At 62.4% G+C, this 17,871-nt stretch carries 27 protein-coding genes and 1 pseudogene; 27 read left to right on the forward strand and 1 reads right to left on the reverse strand.

Translation table 11 applies throughout. The annotated features are described in order from the left end of the window. On the forward strand, positions 1 to 211 hold a 211-nt coding region (locus tag EP380_RS23820), incomplete at its 5' end, for a hypothetical protein (RefSeq protein ID WP_238719983.1). A gap of 350 nt (positions 212 to 561) precedes the next feature. On the opposite strand, the gene EP380_RS24065 is transcribed toward EP380_RS23820, so the two are convergent. Continuing rightward, positions 562 to 927, reverse strand: a complete 366-nt coding sequence (locus EP380_RS24065; RefSeq protein WP_127600763.1) for a TetR/AcrR family transcriptional regulator — start codon at positions 925 to 927, stop codon at positions 562 to 564. A gap of 272 nt (positions 928 to 1,199) precedes the next feature. On the opposite strand from EP380_RS24065, the gene EP380_RS21595 reads away from it, so the two are divergent. The 26 genes and pseudogenes from EP380_RS21595 (at position 1,200) to EP380_RS21720 (ending at position 17,871) form a co-directional block, all read left to right on the forward strand. After that, a complete protein-coding gene (locus EP380_RS21595) occupies positions 1,200 to 1,712 on the forward strand; it encodes a hypothetical protein (protein WP_127600765.1) in 513 nt (170 codons plus the stop codon). A 125-nt stretch (positions 1,713 to 1,837) separates the two neighbouring features. Then, positions 1,838 to 3,013: an acyltransferase family protein gene (locus tag EP380_RS21600; RefSeq protein WP_164749951.1), complete on the forward strand. Its 1,176-nt coding sequence runs from the start codon at positions 1,838 to 1,840 to the stop codon at positions 3,011 to 3,013. Positions 3,014 to 3,036: 23 nt separating this feature from the next. Continuing rightward, entirely contained in the window at positions 3,037 to 3,810 is a 774-nt protein-coding gene (locus tag EP380_RS21605; protein ID WP_127600769.1) for a phosphatase PAP2 family protein, read from the forward strand. A 470-nt stretch (positions 3,811 to 4,280) separates the two neighbouring features. Continuing rightward, positions 4,281 to 4,823, forward strand: a complete 543-nt coding sequence (locus tag EP380_RS21615; RefSeq protein ID WP_127600771.1) for a Chromate resistance protein ChrB — start codon at positions 4,281 to 4,283, stop codon at positions 4,821 to 4,823. Next, positions 4,807 to 5,037 (forward strand): DUF1127 domain-containing protein, encoded by a 231-nt coding sequence (locus EP380_RS21620; protein WP_238719984.1) that lies wholly within the window; start codon positions 4,807 to 4,809, stop codon positions 5,035 to 5,037. Before EP380_RS21615 ends, EP380_RS21620 begins: the two co-directional genes overlap by 17 nt. A 30-nt stretch (positions 5,038 to 5,067) precedes the next feature. Beyond that, positions 5,068 to 5,817 carry a COG4280 domain-containing protein gene (locus EP380_RS21625; protein WP_127600773.1) on the forward strand — a complete coding sequence of 250 codons (750 nt, stop codon included), beginning with the start codon at positions 5,068 to 5,070 and terminating at the stop codon, positions 5,815 to 5,817. Next, on the forward strand, positions 5,814 to 6,050 hold the full coding sequence (locus EP380_RS21630; protein WP_127600775.1) for a hypothetical protein: 237 nt from the start codon (positions 5,814 to 5,816) through the stop codon (positions 6,048 to 6,050). Before EP380_RS21625 ends, EP380_RS21630 begins: the two co-directional genes overlap by 4 nt. After that, entirely contained in the window at positions 6,050 to 6,457 is a 408-nt protein-coding gene (crcB, locus tag EP380_RS21635; RefSeq protein ID WP_127600777.1) for a fluoride efflux transporter CrcB, read from the forward strand. The genes EP380_RS21630 and crcB overlap by 1 nt, the downstream gene beginning before the upstream one ends. A gap of 47 nt (positions 6,458 to 6,504) precedes the next feature. Further along, positions 6,505 to 6,843: pseudogene (locus EP380_RS23825) on the forward strand (CrcB family protein); the annotation flags it as partial. 90 nt (positions 6,844 to 6,933) lie between these two features. Continuing rightward, positions 6,934 to 7,284, forward strand: a complete 351-nt coding sequence (locus EP380_RS23830) for a DUF190 domain-containing protein (RefSeq protein ID WP_238719997.1) — start codon at positions 6,934 to 6,936, stop codon at positions 7,282 to 7,284. Positions 7,285 to 7,294: 10 nt separating this feature from the next. Then, complete coding sequence (locus EP380_RS21645) at positions 7,295 to 7,891, forward strand: cation efflux transmembrane domain-containing protein (protein WP_238719985.1); 597 nt, start codon at positions 7,295 to 7,297, stop codon at positions 7,889 to 7,891. A gap of 702 nt (positions 7,892 to 8,593) precedes the next feature. Beyond that, positions 8,594 to 8,986: a hypothetical protein gene (locus EP380_RS21650; protein WP_127600789.1), complete on the forward strand. Its 393-nt coding sequence runs from the start codon at positions 8,594 to 8,596 to the stop codon at positions 8,984 to 8,986. A 217-nt stretch (positions 8,987 to 9,203) separates the two neighbouring features. Next, complete coding sequence (locus EP380_RS21655; RefSeq protein WP_164749953.1) at positions 9,204 to 9,926, forward strand: c-type cytochrome; 723 nt, start codon at positions 9,204 to 9,206, stop codon at positions 9,924 to 9,926. Positions 9,927 to 9,928: 2 nt separating this feature from the next. Next, a complete protein-coding gene (locus EP380_RS21660) occupies positions 9,929 to 10,879 on the forward strand; it encodes a WD40/YVTN/BNR-like repeat-containing protein (RefSeq protein WP_238719986.1) in 951 nt (316 codons plus the stop codon). Between the two features lie 11 nt (positions 10,880 to 10,890). Next, positions 10,891 to 11,376 (forward strand): DUF411 domain-containing protein, encoded by a 486-nt coding sequence (locus tag EP380_RS21665; protein WP_238719987.1) that lies wholly within the window; start codon positions 10,891 to 10,893, stop codon positions 11,374 to 11,376. Positions 11,377 to 11,502: 126 nt separating this feature from the next. Further along, positions 11,503 to 11,988: a c-type cytochrome gene (locus EP380_RS21670; protein WP_065818503.1), complete on the forward strand. Its 486-nt coding sequence runs from the start codon at positions 11,503 to 11,505 to the stop codon at positions 11,986 to 11,988. After that, a complete protein-coding gene (locus EP380_RS21675; protein WP_127600795.1) occupies positions 11,985 to 12,590 on the forward strand; it encodes a DsbE family thiol:disulfide interchange protein in 606 nt (201 codons plus the stop codon). The genes EP380_RS21670 and EP380_RS21675 overlap by 4 nt, the downstream gene beginning before the upstream one ends. Then, complete coding sequence (locus EP380_RS21680; protein ID WP_127600797.1) at positions 12,587 to 13,195, forward strand: TlpA family protein disulfide reductase; 609 nt, start codon at positions 12,587 to 12,589, stop codon at positions 13,193 to 13,195. Before EP380_RS21675 ends, EP380_RS21680 begins: the two co-directional genes overlap by 4 nt. A 13-nt stretch (positions 13,196 to 13,208) precedes the next feature. After that, positions 13,209 to 13,643, forward strand: coding sequence for a hypothetical protein (locus EP380_RS23835; protein WP_238719988.1), 435 nt, complete (start codon positions 13,209 to 13,211; stop codon positions 13,641 to 13,643). Beyond that, complete coding sequence (locus tag EP380_RS21690) at positions 13,636 to 13,881, forward strand: hypothetical protein (RefSeq protein WP_127600799.1); 246 nt, start codon at positions 13,636 to 13,638, stop codon at positions 13,879 to 13,881. The genes EP380_RS23835 and EP380_RS21690 overlap by 8 nt, the downstream gene beginning before the upstream one ends. Before the next feature lie 134 nt (positions 13,882 to 14,015). Further along, complete coding sequence (locus EP380_RS21695) at positions 14,016 to 14,660, forward strand: SCO family protein (RefSeq protein ID WP_127600800.1); 645 nt, start codon at positions 14,016 to 14,018, stop codon at positions 14,658 to 14,660. Further along, on the forward strand, positions 14,657 to 15,109 hold the full coding sequence (locus tag EP380_RS21700; protein WP_238719989.1) for a copper chaperone PCu(A)C: 453 nt from the start codon (positions 14,657 to 14,659) through the stop codon (positions 15,107 to 15,109). The genes EP380_RS21695 and EP380_RS21700 overlap by 4 nt, the downstream gene beginning before the upstream one ends. Next, positions 15,106 to 15,729 carry a thioredoxin domain-containing protein gene (locus EP380_RS21705; RefSeq protein ID WP_127600802.1) on the forward strand — a complete coding sequence of 208 codons (624 nt, stop codon included), beginning with the start codon at positions 15,106 to 15,108 and terminating at the stop codon, positions 15,727 to 15,729. Before EP380_RS21700 ends, EP380_RS21705 begins: the two co-directional genes overlap by 4 nt. Then, the gene (locus EP380_RS21710) at positions 15,708 to 16,553 is read left to right on the forward strand and encodes a DsbA family protein (protein WP_127600804.1); all 846 of its coding nucleotides are present in this window, start codon (positions 15,708 to 15,710) and stop codon (positions 16,551 to 16,553) included. Before EP380_RS21705 ends, EP380_RS21710 begins: the two co-directional genes overlap by 22 nt. A 30-nt stretch (positions 16,554 to 16,583) precedes the next feature. Continuing rightward, positions 16,584 to 17,324 (forward strand): cytochrome c biogenesis CcdA family protein, encoded by a 741-nt coding sequence (locus EP380_RS21715; RefSeq protein WP_127600806.1) that lies wholly within the window; start codon positions 16,584 to 16,586, stop codon positions 17,322 to 17,324. 271 nt (positions 17,325 to 17,595) lie between these two features. Continuing rightward, positions 17,596 to 17,871: a metal-sensing transcriptional repressor gene (locus EP380_RS21720; RefSeq protein ID WP_127600808.1), complete on the forward strand. Its 276-nt coding sequence runs from the start codon at positions 17,596 to 17,598 to the stop codon at positions 17,869 to 17,871.

The following is a 17,871-nucleotide window of genomic DNA, read 5'->3' on the forward strand; positions in this document are numbered from 1 at the left end:
CACTCAATGCGCGAGTCTCGGTTTCAAACCTAAATCGACAGGTATCCTCGACGTGAGCGGTGATCCAGCGGCCAAGACGCTTGCCGTCACCTTCGATCCCAGGCGCCTCGCGTCCCGGAATATCTCGGACGCGATCACCCGGCTCGGCCACCGGGTCAGCGGACAGGTCGAATCGCAGCGAAAACAAACGAAGGGAAAGCAGACCGTATGAGCGGGATCGAAACGCTCCTGCAAAACATCGACGGCCTTACCCCGCTGACGGTCGCCCTCGTGCTTCTGGCGGGCCTTGTCGTCGGGATCGCGCCGAGTTCGTTTCCACTTATCGCCGTGGCCACCGGTCTTGGCGCTGGCGAAGGAACGAACGCAACAGACAATGCGCGTATGCGCGGGTTTGCCTGTCGGCCGGTTTCGCGCTCGGGATCGTCACGGTCGATATCATTCTGGGCGGCCTTTTCGGTCTTGCCGGCTTCGCGGTGTTGCGCTTGCTGACGTCCGCGCTGGCCTATGTCTATGGGCTGCTGGCCCTCGTGCTGGCAGGGACCGCACTGGCGTTGTGGCGTGTCATTCACATTGCCATCCCGATGCTTCGTCCCTCGGCAGGATCGGCGAGCACGTTTTTCGGCGCCTATGCCCTGGGTTTGCCGTTCGGCCTTTCCACGCGATATTCCCCGATCGTTGCTGGATCGCACGCATCTTTGTCCAAAGGCGCATCGCGCCTCTGGATTTCACATCGTCTTTGCTTGCAAAATGCTGATAGAAGGTCGAGCGCCCGACGCCCGCTTCCTCGCAGAGTTCATCAACTCGGATATCCCGGTACTCCTTCTGGCAAGCCAGCGTGATCAACGCATCCTGCACGGCCTCGCGGGTGCGTCTTGCGTCCCGCCTCAGCGGACCTGTCGTCCGCGCGTTCGTCGTTAAGTCAGACATTCAGGGCAGCCTGTCTGTTTGCGGCACGAGATTCACGCACGGCAACAAGCTATTGTCCAGCGGGTTGAAAACAAAGAGGAGCGAAGAGTGACGCGCGATCGTGATCAATCCACAGCGATGCCCCGTTGGGTCAAAGGCTCGCTTGCCCTTGCCTGCATCCTCGGCCTCATCTTGGTCGTCGTCGCATTAAGCGGCGTTGGTGGACCGCACGGTCCGGGCCGCCACCTCCCGGCGCAGCCCGGTGCGGCTCATCCCAATTAGGAACGGGCCAATTGATCTTGCCATCCGCGGCGCAACGCAAATTCCTGCTGGTTGTCCACGTCGCCACATCCGTGGGATCGCTTGGCGCAATTGCGGTGTTCTTGCTTCTGGCGATCATCGGCACAGTCGATAGGCGGCTGCCGCCGCTCGCCATTTATCCGGCGCTGAGCCAAGTGGCATGGTGGATCATTGTACCCCTTGTCTCGGGCGCGCTATTGATCGGGATCATCCAGTCTCTCGTGACGCCTTGGGGATTGTTCCGGCATTACTGGATCATCGCCAAGCTAGTGCTGACCGTCTTCGCGCTCGGCGTCTTGCTGCTCCAGCTGAGCGGGATCGATCAACTCGCCCGCGCGGCGGCAGATGGCTCGTTCACCACGGATGCGTTCGCCTCGGTACAGGCCTCGCTGATCCTTCACGCATCCGGCGGCCTTGTCGTGGTTCTTCTGGCACTGGTGCTCTCCATCTATAAGCCGCGCGGGCTGACACCTTATGGCGCACGGCGGCTGCGTAGCGGTCAATGATCGGAGGTCTCCTGCCTTCGTCATTGAAATGCAGCGTCAATGGGTGATGGTGGCATGTGGCCACGTTAACCGTCCTGCCAATCACCAGAAGCTCGCACTTGAGCGATATGTTAGAAGTCGCGCACATGACGGGTACCAATGATGGGTTCAGGCAGGTCATGGGCGGCAAATCATTGTCTCTTTCGGCGTTCGCCAACAAGGACGCTAACAGCTATGGCGTGATCCGGCTGGCGGCTGCTATCGCGGTGATTTTCACCCATGCATTTGGCGTCGTTGGCGGCTGGGAAGCCGCCGAGCCGCTTGCTGCGGCGACCGGATGGTCGCTAGCGGCGCATGCCGTGCATGTGTTTTTCGTGCTCTCCGGCTTTATGGTCGCGGCAAGCTGGGAACGCGCGGCGGGCTGGGTCGATTTCGTGGTGGCCCGCGCGCTGCGCATCATGCCGGCGCTGATCTGCGTAAACCTCGCCATCGTTCTTATCGGCGGCCTGTGGCTAACCTCGGCCGCCCCCGCCGACTACTGGACGCTCGACAACATCGGCACGTTCCTGGTGAAGGCAACCCTACTGTTCTCGGTCGGGGCCGCTCTTGACGGTGTCTTCACGGACAATCCGATGGGAAGCTCCACCAATATTCCCATCTGGACAATCCGTTTCGAGGTCATCTGCTACGCAACGCTGGTTGCGTTCATGTCCGCGCTGGCAGCGCTGCGGTTGCGGGGGCTGCGACGGCTCGTCCCCGTGCTGCCGGTGCTGGCGGTGGCGGCGGTCGTAATCAGCATTGCAGGCGATCCGGAACAGTTCAGCTTCGCAGCGCAACTCGCCAGATTTACGCTCGCCTTCTATCTCGGCGTTGCATGCTGGATTGCGCGCGATCACGTTCCGGTTCGGCGCGACATCGCTCTTGCCTTCGCCGTGGCGGTTCTCGCGGTCCTGCTCAGCGGTCTGGCTATCCGCTACCCCGTAATAATCGTCGCGACGGCCTATTGGAGCCTGTGGCTGGGCAGCATCCAGATGGGCAGGCTCCAGAGCTGGACCGCTCGCATCGACCTTTCCTACGGCGCCTACATAACCGGCTTCTTCATCCAGCAATGGCTGGTGCAGGCGATGCCCTGGATGAGCGTGGCACAGAACGCGCTCTTCGCGACTGTGCTTGCCCTCACCGCAGCCTGGTTTTCCTGGACTCTGGTCGAGGCACCGGCGCTTCGCCTGCGCCGACCGCTTCTGCGGCGCATCGGCATGAGCGGTCCGGTTGCAACGCGCGCGCGAAAGGGCGCGGCGAGCCTAGAGGTAACCTATCGTTAGTGGGCATCGAGTAGCTTTGGGCAATGTTCAGCGGCATGTACAAAAAACACATTGCCGACGACAGTCGGATCATCGGAGCAAGTGCTCGGATCTCACGTCGCGCACTGTTGGCCGATCCCGTTTTCCGGCGGGCATTGATATCCGCGGCCATCACCTTCTCTGTCCTCACTTTGGTCATGTCTTCGTACTGGTTTCTGACGGGCAACCACGAGGTGGACGGATTTTTGCTCTTTGGCCATCCCAACCCAGCTGGCGCGCCGCGGGCTGATGAGCACGGCGCGTCGATCGCATGGAGTTTCTCCGCGATCGGTAGCCCTAAAATCGTTTTCGTCGGCGCATCCTCACTCTTAGGGTTTTTTCTTGTTGCCGGTTGTCGTTCGGCGGCGGGACTCGTTGTGATATCCATCGGCGGAGGGGCTTTCGGTGGCTATCTCATGAAGTCGGTCTTCGGCTACTTCCGACCACATCACCTCCCCGGCTCGGCCGAAATGCTCAACACGAGCTTCCCGAGCGGCCATGCGTTGCTGGCTACTTTGTTTGTCGGTACGGCAGCGCTAATTGCGTCGAGATCGCTGAATAACGCAACCGCAAAGGCTTACATCTGGATATCGGCTGCCGTACTGGCATTTCTATCAGGTGCAAGCCGAATTTACCTTGGGACGCATTGGCCTAGCGATGTGCTCGCAGGGTGGTCTGCCGGGTTCCTCTGGATAATTGTGGCCGATCTGATCTGCCAAAGCATCTTTGGCCCAAAAGGAATGGGTCGAAACTTGCGACGGTCTTCAAGCGGCGCGTGAAGTTAGGCCCACCGCTCCGACCGCCGAGTGTGAAAGGCACGTTGAAAATGCGTGCTGTCGTAGCGTACCCCACGCCCGTTATAGCGTGTCGGCGAGACCTTCGGTTTTCCTACCCAGTATCGGGAGGACACGGACGTAGACGAGTTCGGCAAGCAGCTCGACGATCCGATTGTCGAAGACCCAGCACGACCAATAGCTATGCCAAGATCGACCTCACGATGAAAGCCAATGCCGTCGCGCTTTGCGAGGTTGGGCAGCCAAGGCCCGGGCGCTCGTGGAGGTGGACAAGGATCTGATGGCCTTCCCGAAATCCCTGTGAATCTGAAGTTGGCGCGGCGTTCTTCGCCGCGCCCTCGGCTTTGTCAACTCTTGTCCTGCACGGGCTGATTGCTTTCTTGGCCGTCGGCAACAGGCAATCTGTGCCAATTGGTCTATTGACATGTTACCATTGTAACATCAATAGTGAACGCATGACCGATATTGCATGGCTCCTTCTCACATACAAGGTTCCGCCCGAGCCGGCGGCGAAGCGGATCAGCATCTGGCGTCGGCTCAAGGGAATGGGCGCTGTCTATCTCCAGAGCGGCGTCTGCCTGCTGCCGAAGACCGACGACCATGTGCGCCGGCTTAAGATGATCGAAAACGACATCGGCGAGGCGAAGGGGGAGTGCGTGATCCTCGAGACCGTCGCGCTGGACCGCGGTCAGGAGGAGAAGGTGATCGGCCGGTTCAAGGCGGATCGTGACGACGCCTATGAAGAGTTCATCGACAAGTGCGACGACTTCGAACGCGAGGTCGCCAAGGAAGTCACGGCGAACCATTTCACCTATGCCGAGCTCGAGGAGAACGACGTCGATCTGAAGAAACTTCAGGGCTGGCTCGGCAAGATCCGCAAGCTCGACTTCTATGGCGGCGCCCGTGCAGCCGAGGCCGAGGAGCGGCTGAAAGGGTGCGAGGCTGTCCTGGACGATTACGCCCGGCGCGTCTTCGATGCTCATGACGAGAACGGGTGACGGCATGGGCATGCTTCAAACCGGGATTAGCTCACCCACTATCTTCTTTCCGCACTTCCCGCCCCAGGCGGTGCGGCAGGCACCGTCGCGGGTGCTGCGCTGGCTCGACCGCCAGCGCCAGCGTGCCGCGCTAGCGGAACTCGACGACCGGTTGCTGGACGACATTGGCGTGAGCCGTTGGGCAGCCGAAACGGAGGCCAGGAGATGGGACTGAAATGATTGCAACACGAAAGGATCGGCGACGATGATTGAATGGTCCACAGCCGCCCCAGCCATCGGCTCGGCCTTCCTCGCCTCCGTGGTCGAGATCGTCGAGGCCTTCACCATCATCCTTGCGGTGGCAACGCTGCGCGGCTGGCGCCCGGCGGTACTTGGAACCGCGGCTGCGCTGGCCGTTCTGGCGGCGGTCGTGCTGTCCCTCGGCCCTCTGCTCGACCGCGTACCGTTGCACGCGCTGCAACTGGTGATCGGCGTTCTCCTGCTCCTCTTCGGCATCGGCTGGCTTCGCAAGGCTGCGCTGCGCATGGCTGGCGTGATTCCGCTCCATGACGAGGAGGCGATCTTCGCGGCCGAAACCGCGCATCTCGGCGAGGAAGCCCAGCGGAAGAAGACATCGCTCGAATGGATCGCCGGCATCACCGCGTTCAAGGCGGTGCTGCTCGAAGGGTTGGAGGTGGTGTTCATCGTCATCGCCGTCGGCGCCGGGCGTGGCCTTTTGTGGCCCGCAAGCCTCGGCGCGCTCGCGGCCTGTACGCTTGTCCTGTTGGTCGGCGCCATCGTCCACCGGCCGCTCTCGCGGGTTCCAGAGAACACCCTCAAGTTTGGCGTCGGAGTGATGCTGTCGGCCTTCGGAGTGTTCTGGACCGGCGAGGGTCTGGGCGTGGAATGGCCGGGCGCAGACCTTGCCCTCTTTGTTTTTGCCGCACTCTTCCTCGCTACAGGATTTCTCGCCGCAAACCTTGTCCGCACCTCGACCAGGGAGGCCGTGCAATGACCATTCTCAGGGACGTCTTCGCGGAACTCTTCGGCATGTTCGTGGGCGATGCGCGGCTGACGGTGGCCGTGCTTGCGGTCGTGGGCGTCGCCGCCGCGCTGATCGATATCGGCGATCTTTCACCGCTGCTCGGTGGTTGCGTTCTGTTCGTCGGGTGCCTTGTCGTGCTCATGGGCGCCGTCCTGCGTGCAGCACGCCATCAGAAAGCGGTGACGGCTTCCCGCACGGCCTGATGACGAACCTCTGGACATTGCTCGCGCTAGTCGCGGCGGGAAGTGCCCTAGGCGGCATGGTCCGTTTCTTCGTCTCGGGTTTCGTCGCCCGCGCTATCGGCGAAACCTTTCCCTGGGGCACATTCGTCGTGAACGTCACGGGGGCGTTCTCGATCGGCATCCTCGCCTGTCTCGCCGACAACAATCTTCTCGCGAACTGGCCACAGGTCTGGCCGCTCGTGGTCACCGGATTCCTCGGGAGCTACACGACCGTCTCCTCGTTCAGTCTCCAAACGCTTGCATTGGCGCGTGATGGCGAATGGCGGCGGGCGGCGAGGAACGTTATTCTGTCGCTCGCCTTTTGTCTTGGCGCCGTGACGCTGGGCGTGCTCGCTGGCCGTGCAGCCATTGCGGCGGGTGCGGCATGAGTCCGCTCAGATCGGCTCGGTGGCGGAGCTTCCGCAGCGGATTGCTGATGTACCTGGCGGTGGGCTTCGGCACGGCGATCGGCGGCGTGATGCGCGCCGCCGTCTCACTGGCTTCCCTCGAGATGCTGGGTCCGGGGTTCCCCTGGGGCACGCTGGCGGCAAACGGGATCGGATCGTTTGTGATCGGAGCCTATGCGGCGCTGACCGGGCCGGATGGTCGACTCTTCGTCAGCGGGCGCCAGCGCCAGTTCGTGATGACGGGCATCTGCGGCGGGTTCACCACCTTCTCCGTGTTCAGCCTGGAAACGCTCCGGTTCGCGATGGCGAAAGATTATCGGTTTGCGGGACTGAATATCGGTGCATCCGTCGTCATATGGCTATTGGCCGTGTGGGTGGGACATACATTGGCCATGCGTCTCAACCGCCTGGATGGCCGACGCCGACTGGCACAATCAAATCAGGAAAGGACGGACGACATGCAGGTACCGGAACAGGCGCTCGCCCTGCGAATCTTCATCGGCGAGAATGACAAAGACGACGGCCGGCCGCTTTACGAGGCGATTGTACTAAAGGCCCGGGAGATGCATCTCGCCGGAGCGACGGTGCTCAGAGGGGCGCTCGGCTACGGACATTCGAGCCGGGTGCACACGTCGAAGATCCTGCGGCTATCCGAGGACCTGCCGCTCGTCATCGAAATCGTCGAGAGCGAGGACAAGATCAACGCATTCCTGCCGGAACTCGACCGCCTCATGACGAGCGGCCTGATCACGCTCGAGAATGTGCGCGTGCTCCAATACGGCACCAATGGTCGCAAGGCCGGCATCTGATCACAGACGAATGGACATGTCATCGCATGATCAGGGTTTGCGACGGGCGGTTTGGTTGGTCGCCCTTCTCAATCTCGCCTATTTCGGCGTCGAGTTTGCCGTCGCGCTCGCCATCGGCTCCGTGTCGCTCTTCGCCGACAGCGTCGACTTTCTGGAGGACACGTCGGTCAACTTCCTGATCCTTGCGGCGCTCGGATGGTCCGCCCGCCGCCGCGCCAAAGTCGGAATGGCGCTCGCCGGTATCCTGCTCATCCCCGGCCTCGCAACGCTCTGGACAGCGTGGGACAAGTTCGTCGCACCGACACCTCCAGAGCCCCTCGCGCTGTCATTGACCGGCCTCGGGGCTCTTGCGGTCAACCTCTCCTGCGCCCTCATGCTGACCCGGTTCCGGCGCCATAGCGGCAGTCTGACGAAGGCCGCCTTCCTTTCGGCGCGCAACGATGCGCTGGCGAACATCGCGATCATCGCGGCCGGCCTGCTCACCGTTTACACCCTGTCCGCTTGGCCGGACCTGATCGTCGGCCTGGGCATCGCCGCGATCAACGCCGATGCGGCGCGGGAGGTCTGGCAGGCGGCGCGTCAAGAACACCGTGCTACAGAAGCGTGATCTCCGCTATGGCAACGTTTGAACGAACTCGAGCATATGAGTTTTTCCTGTGAATGCCACGTATATTTCGCCCTGCTTGCGCATTGTCTTGTCACGCTCTTTCGCAGTCCTTCTCTTCGTCACGCTCGACTATGAATGCCTGGAGCCAGGCGGCTGCTCTTCTTGGAGCATAGCTTGTCCCTGATCGGGTGGGTTCTGGTCGCAGTCGGCGTGATGGGTTGGCTTTGGTGCGGCGCTCACATCAGTGGGCCCAAGAACGCCGAACTGGTCATCGTAGGCGTTTGAGGTCTGCTGCGCACGAATTCCGCGGTTCTTGCAACAATTCAGCCTGATCATCGAACCGGACAGCTACAGGGTTTCGGCAGCTCATTTCCGCAAGGAGACGCCAAGCGGTTCATCATCACCGGCGGCGTCATCAAGTTCCTGGAAGGGTCGCATGCTGCGGGTTCTCTGCGATGTTATTGCGCATATATAGAGGCCGTCGAGCCTGGGTGGGCTACTGCGCTGCAGTCAGTCCAGGCTCGGCGGTTTTGAACTCCGCCTTGAACTCGACTGGCGGCCTGTAGGCGAGGGCCGCATTGAGACGTGGTCAGTTTAGATCAAGATTATGTGACGAGGCCAAAAACATCGTCGCCAGATTTTCAGCTCCGAAACTGCATCGTTCGGTTCGATCATTGATCAACACTTGGATCAGTGCGGCAGATGCGACAGAAACGCATATCGACAGGCCATATGGTTTCGGGTATTCAATATGCCATGGCAAGGTATGTTCGCATTTTCATGATCATGATGCTCGCCGCTTTCGCGGCGGGGACGGTCGTGCATGCCGCGAATGCCGCCACCATGAGCGCGAAGATGACGCTTGCCGTGATCGATGGTGCGGACATGGGCGACTGCCAGGATTGCTCGGACGGTAACGGCGATATGCCTCCGTGCGACAATGTCTGCGTATCGCCGATCCTGGCCGTCGTGCCGTCGGGCCAGACAAGCTTGCCGGGCGCTGAGACGACTACCGACAGCTTTGTCCTCCAAAGCGTGACCGGGCGCACCGGCCCGCCCGACCCTTATCCTCCCCGAACCACCATTCTGAGCTGACGCCGCCCGGAGTTCTTCCGGTTCGCGGTGCCTGACATCATGCGCGGTCAGACTGACCACCCATGATTCCGCTTCGCATCGCGCGGTCAGCGCGCTGCGGTCTCAAGCGCCCTCTCAGGATGGTTGGAACATCATGGTTTTATATCTACCGACGCCGGGGCGTCGGGCTTTTCGCACATCCGCCGTGACCTTAGCGGCCAGTGCGGTACTCCCGATCTTGGGGTTTCGGGCCACTTTCGGCGCGCTCGCCTTCGCCGCAATGAGCCTTTTGTCGGTCAGTTCGGCCGCACTTGCCGACGGGGATGCGCGGCGCGGCGCACAGGTCTATCGCGCCTGCGTTGCCTGCCATGCCCTCGCACCCGGCCTGCACCTCAGCGGTCCGAGCCTTGACGGCTTCATGGAGCGTATTGCGGGCACAGCGGACGGGTTCGTGCGCTATTCGAGCGGACTGCGGGAAGCGGGCTTCTCCTGGAACGCGGCCGCGCTCGACGGTTGGCTGAAAGACCCGGCGGGCATGATCCCCGACACCTACATGACGTTCCGCGGAATCGACGATCCTCAGGCGCGCGCAGACCTCGTCGCCTTCCTCGAAATCGCCGGCCAGCCCGGCGGCGGCAGGAAGGTCGTCGACGAAGGTCTCATCCCGGCCGGCTGGCTGCGGGCCGGAGCGCCGGGGCCGATCGGCGATCCACCGCCTGAAATGCGCGTCACGGCAATCCGCCATTGCGGGGACAGCTATTTCATCACCACCGGCGACGGCCAGGAAACGCCCTATTGGGAGAAAAACATCCGGCTCAAGATCGACAGCGTCGAAACCGGCCCGCCGGCGGGCGTCGCGGTGATCCTTGGGGCCGGCATGGGCGGTGACCGCTTCTCGGTAATCTTCTCCAGCCTTGCCGACCTCAATCATCTCGTCACGGAACGCTGTGAGGCGCGCTGAACATGAAAGACACCGACATGACAACCACGCCCGAATATTCCGCTCGTCTTTCCAGACGTGCCTTCCTTGGCGCACTGGCGGCGGGCGCCGGGCTGATCGGCCTGCCGTTCAGCCTTCGCGCCGCACCCGGGGCAAGCGGCCCCGCCATCGCCTTCGATGGCGAAGCGTTGATCCTGGCCGAAGGCGCCCTTTCCCGCAGCGAAGGCGCCGGCGGCTGGATAGATCTGTCCGCCCCAGCCGGAGGCGGTATCCTCTCGCTCGCGACGCATCCGGGCCGGCCCGGCCGGATAGTGGCGGGCCTCACGAGCGGCGGCGTCGCCGTCTCTGAAGATGGCGGAAATAACTGGGAGGCGAGAAGCCAAGGCTTGCCCGCTGCTACGGTGACCGCCGTCACCGTAGCAGCGGCTGAACCGGATGCCATCTATGCCGCCATTCGCGGCGACGGGCTATGGCAAAGCGAGGATGCCGGCGAGTCCTGGGCGTTCGCGATGGATCGCCCGTGGCTAGCAGACGCCGAGCGTGATCTGACGGCATTGGCCTCGGTCGATCTGGCAACGGGCATGGGCGGCATCTGGATTTATGCCGGGACCGAACTGGGTCTCACCCGCGTGCCGGATTGCTTCTGCCGCTGGCAGGACGTGCAGCCGGGCGATGCGATGGACGCGCTTGTCTCGGGGAAGCCGGCACAAATGGAGGCGCCGCTTCCCGCAGGCGAGGCGATAAACGCGTTGGTCAGCGCGGCTTCATTGCCCACTCGGCTTTACGCCGCACTGCCTTCGGGCATCTGGGAATCGCAGGATGCCGGAGTCGTGTGGTCGCAAAAGTCGAACACGCGCGCGCTGGCCATCGCTGTCCACCCCACCAATGCCGATCATGTCGTCGCCATCACCGGCGATGGCCTCGCCCGGAGCCGCGATGGCGGCGCGAACTGGACCGCGCTCGCGCGCGCATAATGGAGAATGTCATGAACAGGAAAACAATTGCCGTAGCCGTCGTCGCCGTGGTTGCCGTTGGCGGTATCGCCTACTGGTCGCTGGGTTCGGCGAGCTCGCCTCAAGGTTCCGCCGTCGCGGCAGCGTCGGACAACAAGACGATCACGATCTGGCGCGATCCGGGCTGCGGGTGCTGCGATGCCTATGCCGACTATCTGGAGGGCAATGGCTACACAGTGACGCGCGTCGACGACACCAACTTCGACAAGCGCTCGATCGAGGCCGGGGTTCCGCGGCAAGGAATCGGATGCCACTTGGCCGAGATCGACGGCTATGTCGTGAGCGGGCTCGTGCCGGTCGAGATCATCGAGCGGCTTGTCGCCGAACGGCCAGACATCACCGGGATCACACTGCCCGGCATGCCGGCCAACGCTCCCGGCATGGCGCCGGCAAAAACCGGCACGCTAAAGACCTACGCCTTCGGCGAGGGCGGGGTCTCCGTTTATTCCGATGAATGAGTTCATGGGCGGAATGGAGGGCTTGATGGGTTGGATGATGGTCGGCAGCGGTCTCGTAGCGCTTCTGGTCCTTGCTGTCCTGATCCTCGGCCTCTTCGCGCTGGTGAAATATCTGCGGGGGCCGCAATGAGGCGCAACGTGATCCTCCTTTCCGCTGTCGCCGTTTCGACGTTGGCAGCCATCGTCTCGTTTGCGCAAGTACAGGGTGGCAATGCGCGAGCGGCGGACGTGACGTTCCTTGGCCAGCCCGTGACGAGCGAACAAATCGCCCGCGGCAAGGAGATCTATGCCGAGAACTGTGCCTCCTGCCACGGCGCAAACCTTGAAGGCCAACCGAACTGGAAACGCCGGCTGGAGAACGGCCGCATGCCGGCGCCGCCGCACGATGAAAGCGGACACACCTGGCACCACTCGGACCAGGACCTGTTCGCCATCACCAAGCTCGGCGTCGGCGGTGTCGTCCCGGGCTATGAGAGCGACATGCTTGCCTTCGGGGAAATCCTGAGCGACGAGGAAATCGCCGCCGCGCTCGCCTTTATCAAGAGCACCTGGCCCGAGCGCCAGCGGGACGTCCAGGCTCGAATTACGGCCAGCGACGGGGACGGCTCATGAGCAGAACCGACGAATATCCCACGGTTCCGATGCGCCGCCGCAATGTCCTGGCCTTCCTGCCTCTTGCTGTAGCGGCCGTGCTCGGCGTGGTGCTGGCCTGGGGGCTCACGCGTGATCCAGGCAACCTGCCGTCTACGCTGATCGGCAAGGCGGTGCCCGACTTCGCGCTGCCGCCGGTCAAGGGCCGGACGCTTGGCCTGTCGAGCACCGATCTCAAGGGCGAAGTCTCGCTGGTCAATGTCTTCGCCTCCTGGTGCGTTGCCTGCCGCGCGGAGCACCCCTTGTTCATGAAGCTTGCGGCGCAAGGCGCCGTGCCGCTGCACGGCCTCAACTACAAGGACCAGCCGGACGATGCGGCGAAATGGCTGGACAGCCTTGGCGATCCCTACACGCGCACCGGGGCCGACATCAGCGGACGCGTGGCCATCGATTGGGGTGTCTACGGCGTGCCCGAGACATTCGTCATCGGCGCGGACGGACGTGTTGCCTACAAGCATATCGGCCCGGTGAGCGAAGAGGCACTCACGGGCACCATCCTGCCGCTCGTGGAGGAACTGCGCCGTCAGGCGGAAGGCGATAAAGACCTGGGAGACGGCCAATGAGGAACCTCCTGCAGGGACAGCGCACAATCGTATTTCTGGCGGCAGGCACGCTAACCCTGGCCGCGATCGCGATCGTCGGCGTGATCTATTTCAGCGGAGGCACGCCAGTGCGTGCGCCTCAAGGCGGAGGACAGGCTGAGACGGCCTCGTCCCGGTCCTTCGTGATGCACGAGGCGCCGCGGCCGCTCCCCGAAATCGAGTTTGAGGACGGGAACGGTGAGGCTCTTACGCTGGCCGATTTGAGGGGCAAGACCGTGTTGCTCAACGTCTGGGCGACGTGGTGCGTGCCCTGCCGCGAGGAGATGCCGACGCTCGATGCACTTGAAGCGGAACTCGGTGGCCCTGGCTTCGAGGTCGTGCCGCTCTCGGTCGACCGGGCCGGGCCGGAGGTGGTTCGGAAGTTCTACGCCGAAATCGGCATCGAGCATCTCGGCCTCTACATCGACGCCTCCATGCGGGCTTCGTTCGACCTCCAGGCGCCAGGACTGCCGACGACGCTTCTGATCGACAGCGAGGGCCGAGAATTGGGAAGGCTCGTCGGTCCGGCCGAGTGGGACACGCCCGAGATGATTGCATTTCTCAAAAACAATCTGACGTCAAACTGAGAAGGAAGCCTCCATGGCCGATACACAACAGTCACAATCTCAAGACGGCTCGCTCGGTCGCGACCTGCTCTATGCCCTTCGCTACTACCTCGGCGGCCGACGCGGCCTGCTCGTGCTCGCCGGACTGGCGATCGCGGCCGGTCTGGCGTTGAACTGGAGTTGGTTGGCCGCTGTCGGCACCGCGCCGATCCTGATCAGCGTGTTGCCTTGCCTCGCCATGTGCGCCCTCGGCCTGTGCATGAACCGGTCGGGCGGCAAGTCCTGCTCGACCGGCGCGAGTAACTCCGACCCGGCGGCGATCGAGGACGCAGGGGCAGACACGCAGGAAGTTGCTCTCGACGCACCGCCTGACCGCGCGGCGCGCAATCCACCAATCAGAGGCGACGCCGCCGTTCTTGCAAGCCCCGAACCGCAACCCTCCAAGGAAAGGAGACCGACCGATGCGTAAATCGATCAAAGCGCTTGCCATCACTTCCACCGTCATCGCGGGCCTCGCGGCTGCACCCGCGCTGTATGCCCATGACTCAGAGGAGTCCGGCGGCTCCATGATGGGCATGATGAATATGATGGGCCAGATGAGCGAGATGATGGAGGGCTGCAACAAGATGATGCAGTCCATGAGCCATGACGGCTCCGGACGGCCCAACGAGCAGTGGCGCGAGAAATCACCCGACAACAACGGCTAAGCCGCCCAATCCCGGCCCGCCCTCCATCCCGGAGGGTGGGCCGGTCACAGCCTGGCATCGCAACGTGCCCAGATAATCGAGGGGCCATATCGCGATGGGCCGTGCTTGGACAGGGCCTTTCGAGGAAGACTGATATGACATCAACCAAAACAACGCAGCTCAGGCGCATACGCTTCAGCTTATGGATCCTCGTGGCCGCTGCTGCGCTGGCGCTCGGTGGCGCCTATTTCGTCCGGACGATCGGCATCCGTGAGCCGCCGCCGCCGGTCACCGTCGGCGAAGCCGCGATTCGCTCCGAGTTTTCGTTGATCGACCACAATGGAAATCGCGTAACCGAGGCCGACTTCCTCGGACGCTGGCAACTCGTGTTCTTCGGATTCACCCATTGCCCGGACGTCTGCCCGACCACGCTCGCCTATATGGCGAATGTGCTGGATCGGCTTGGGGAGGAGGTCGAGCGCGTCGCACCGATCTTCATCACGGTCGACCCGTCCCGCGACACGCCGGAGGTGATGGCGGAATACGTCCAGGCCTTTCACCCGAAGCTGGTCGGACTGACCGGCTCCGAAGCCGAGGTCGCCGCGGCTGCCCAATCCTTCCGCGTCTACTACGAGAAGATGGAAGAGGAAACGGCTCCGGACGGATACCTGATGGCTCACTCCGGGCACATCTACCTGATGACACCCGAAGGGCGCTTTGAGGATGTCTTCCGGGAAGGTGACCAGTCCGCGGAAGAGATGGCCACCGATATCCTTCCAAGAATGAACAGGAAACAATGATGAGAAAACTGATTGCAATAGTGGTGGCGGTCTGGGCGGTAGCATCGCCGGCACTCGCTGAGGAGACTGTCCGCGTCTTCGATGCGTGGGCGCGCGCGACCATCCTCGCGTCTCGTCCCGGCGCCGCCTATCTCACGATCGAGAGTGCCGCGGAAGATCGGCTCCTCGGTGTGACCACGCCTGTTGCCGGGCAGGTCATGATTCACGCAGTCGAAAAGGACGGCGACGTAAGCCGCATGAAGCACATCGAAACGCTTGAATTGCCGGCGGGTGAGCGGATCACGTTAGCACCCGGCGGCATGCACCTGATGCTGATGGGACTGCAAGACAAGCTCAGTGAGGGCACGGCGTTTCCGATGACGCTCAGCTTCGAAAAGGCGGGAGAGATTACGGTGGACGTCTCCGTGCTCGGAATAGCGGCCGAGGGGCCACGGGAGGCTGCTGAATGAAGCGCTTGCTGATCCTAGCTTTCCTGCTGGTCGCACAGCCGGCATTTGCAAACCATCCCGGTGAGCGCATTGACGAGGTGATGACCGCACAGGAGCCGGCCTTCGAGGTCGCGGATCGCCCTTCCACGCCCAATCTGAATGTCGAAGAACCGGGCGGTGACGTCCTGCGCCTCGGCGATCTCCATGATCAGATCATCGTGCTGAGCTTTGTGCCAACGGACTGTGGCGGTCCATGCGTCGAACAGCAGGCCCTTCTCGCAGGCGTGCAAGGACAGGTGAATGTTTCGCCCATGAAGGAAATGGTCACGTTCGTAACCGTTCACGACGCAGATGCCTCGATCGAGGCGCCGTGGGACGAGGCGAACTGGCGGCTCGTGATCCCATCGGACGACGAAACAACTGCCGCTGCGGATCGTTTCGCCGCGCTGAGTAGCCGCAGCCAGGAGTTGCCGATGGCGCATGTCATCGACCGCAACGGACGGCATGCCGGAATTTTCCATGGTTCCGATTTCAGCAAGACAAATCTAACGCTCTACATCAATCAGCTCATCAACAACGCGCATGCGCCAAAGCCGCCTGCCGAAAAGGGGTGGTGGGAATGGCTGACAGGCTGGTTCTGAACGGCAGGAGAAGGAAGTTGACGCAATTTTCGAGATTCACGGGGCGCCGCTTTGGCTTTCTCCTCCTGCCCCTGCTGCTGATCATCGCGGCAGGCGCCTGGTATCTGCTCGATCCAGGGTTCAGGGCAGGCCAGCAGCCTCTTACAACCGCGTCGGAGAACCTGCCGCAGGACGCTTTCGAGCGGCGGGTGCGCGACTATCTTGTCGCCAACCCGGAGGTCATCGTCGAGGCCATGCAGAACCTCGAACGCAAGCAACGGGAGGCGGAGCAGACGGAAGCTCAGGCGGCCCTTGCCACGCACCGTGATGAACTGCTCAACAGCCCCGAAAGCCCGGTCGGCGGCAATCCGCAAGGCGACGTCACGATGGTCGAGTTTTTCGACTACAATTGCCCCTATTGCCGGCAGGTCGCGCCCGCGATGGTAGAGGCCGAAGACGGCGATCCCCAATTGCGGATCGTCTATAAGGAGTTTCCTATTCTGGGGCCGAATTCCGTGTTCGCGGCAAGGGCGGCGCTCGCGGCCCGCAGGCAGAACCTCTACCCACAGTTCCACAAGGCGATGATGCAGGTGTCAGGAGCCGCCGGCGAAGCGCAGGTCATCGCTGTCGCTGAAGAGATCGGCCTCAATGTCGAACAACTCCGGACCGACATGCAAGATCCCGCGATCGACGCCGAGATCGAGCGCAATCTCGCGCTCGCCCGGGCATTGCGGATCAATGGCACGCCGGGCTTCGTGATCGGAGACGAGATCCTGCGCGGCGCCACCGACCTGCAGACCATGCAGCGGCTGATCAACCAAGCCCGGAAGGAACAGAATCGATGAAGCCGGAGCCGCCTCTGAAAGTTTGTCCAAATGCCTGAACTCTCCAATATCGGTATCCTCAGCGCCTTCGTGGCCGGCATTATTTCGTTCCTGTCGCCTTGCGTGCTGCCGCTGGTGCCGGGATATGTTTCCTATGTCGCTGGCCGGTCGACCTTTGCTTCCCCGTCCGGCGAGATCGCTGTCGCCCGAAGCGCGACGCTGGGTCTCAGCCTCTGCTTCGTGCTCGGTTTCACCACCGTCTTCGTGATTCTCGGAGCCAGCGCCTCGGCGCTTGGCCAGTTGCTGCTCAGTTACCGGTTCGAGTTGAACATCGTCGGGGGCGGGATCGTCACGCTGTTCGGGCTGTTCATGCTCGGAACGATCCGCCCGGCATGGATGATGCGCGAGGCACGCTTCCACCTTGATCTGCCCGGCGGACGAACCGTCTCGGCCTATGTCCTCGGCCTGGCCTTCGCCTTTGGTTGGACACCGTGCATCGGTCCGATCCTCGGCGCCATCCTGACAGTCGGCGCCGCGTCGGCGACGCTCGCTGACGGCGTCGCGCTGCTCACGATCTATTCGCTGGGTCTCGGCGTGCCGTTCCTGCTTGCCGCGCTGTTCACCGACACGCTGTCCGCCAAGTTGAAAGCGTTCGGACGCCTCGGACGCAGTCTGCGAGTGCTGGCCGGAGTGGTCATGATCGCGATGGGCATCGCCATGATGACCGGCTACCTCTCCACCTTTGCCTTCTGGCTGCTGGAGACGTTTCCGGTGCTGTCTACGATCGGCTAATCCAGCTCAAATCTTCGGCAACAGGCTGTTCGCCTCCTGTCGGACCGGGGATCGGCTCAAATTCGAGATGTCGATCAGGCTTGTCCTCTGCCTCAATGTCCGAGCGTGATCTGGCCGACGACCGCGGTATTGACGGCCTTCTCGAACCGCTCTCGCGTGAATCGGTAGAGGCCAGTTGTTCTTGATCGAAGCTGTCTTGGCTCAATTTGCTGCTGGTCGGTACGGTATCGCGGTCATTGACCATATCCCCCCAGGGAGGATATCGTGAGGCATGTCCGACCCTATCCATTCCACACATCCCGCCGTCATCAAGCGCCTCAAACGCGCTGAAGGTCATCTGCGTGGCGTGATCGGAATGATCGAGGACGGCCGACCGTGCCTCGAACTGGCTCAGCAGCTCCACGCGGTCGAAAAAGCGATTGCCGAAGCCAAGAAAACGCTGATCCGGGATCATCTCGACCATTGTCTCGCCGAAGCCGCTGAGGGCTTGCCGGAAGTGCAGAAGCGCTCGATCGCCGAATTCAAGGCGATCACGAAATATCTGTGA

Origin of the sequence: Nitratireductor alexandrii, assembly GCF_004000215.1 — a bacterium.
Classification (GTDB): Bacteria; Pseudomonadota; Alphaproteobacteria; order Rhizobiales; family Rhizobiaceae; genus Mangrovimarina; species Mangrovimarina alexandrii.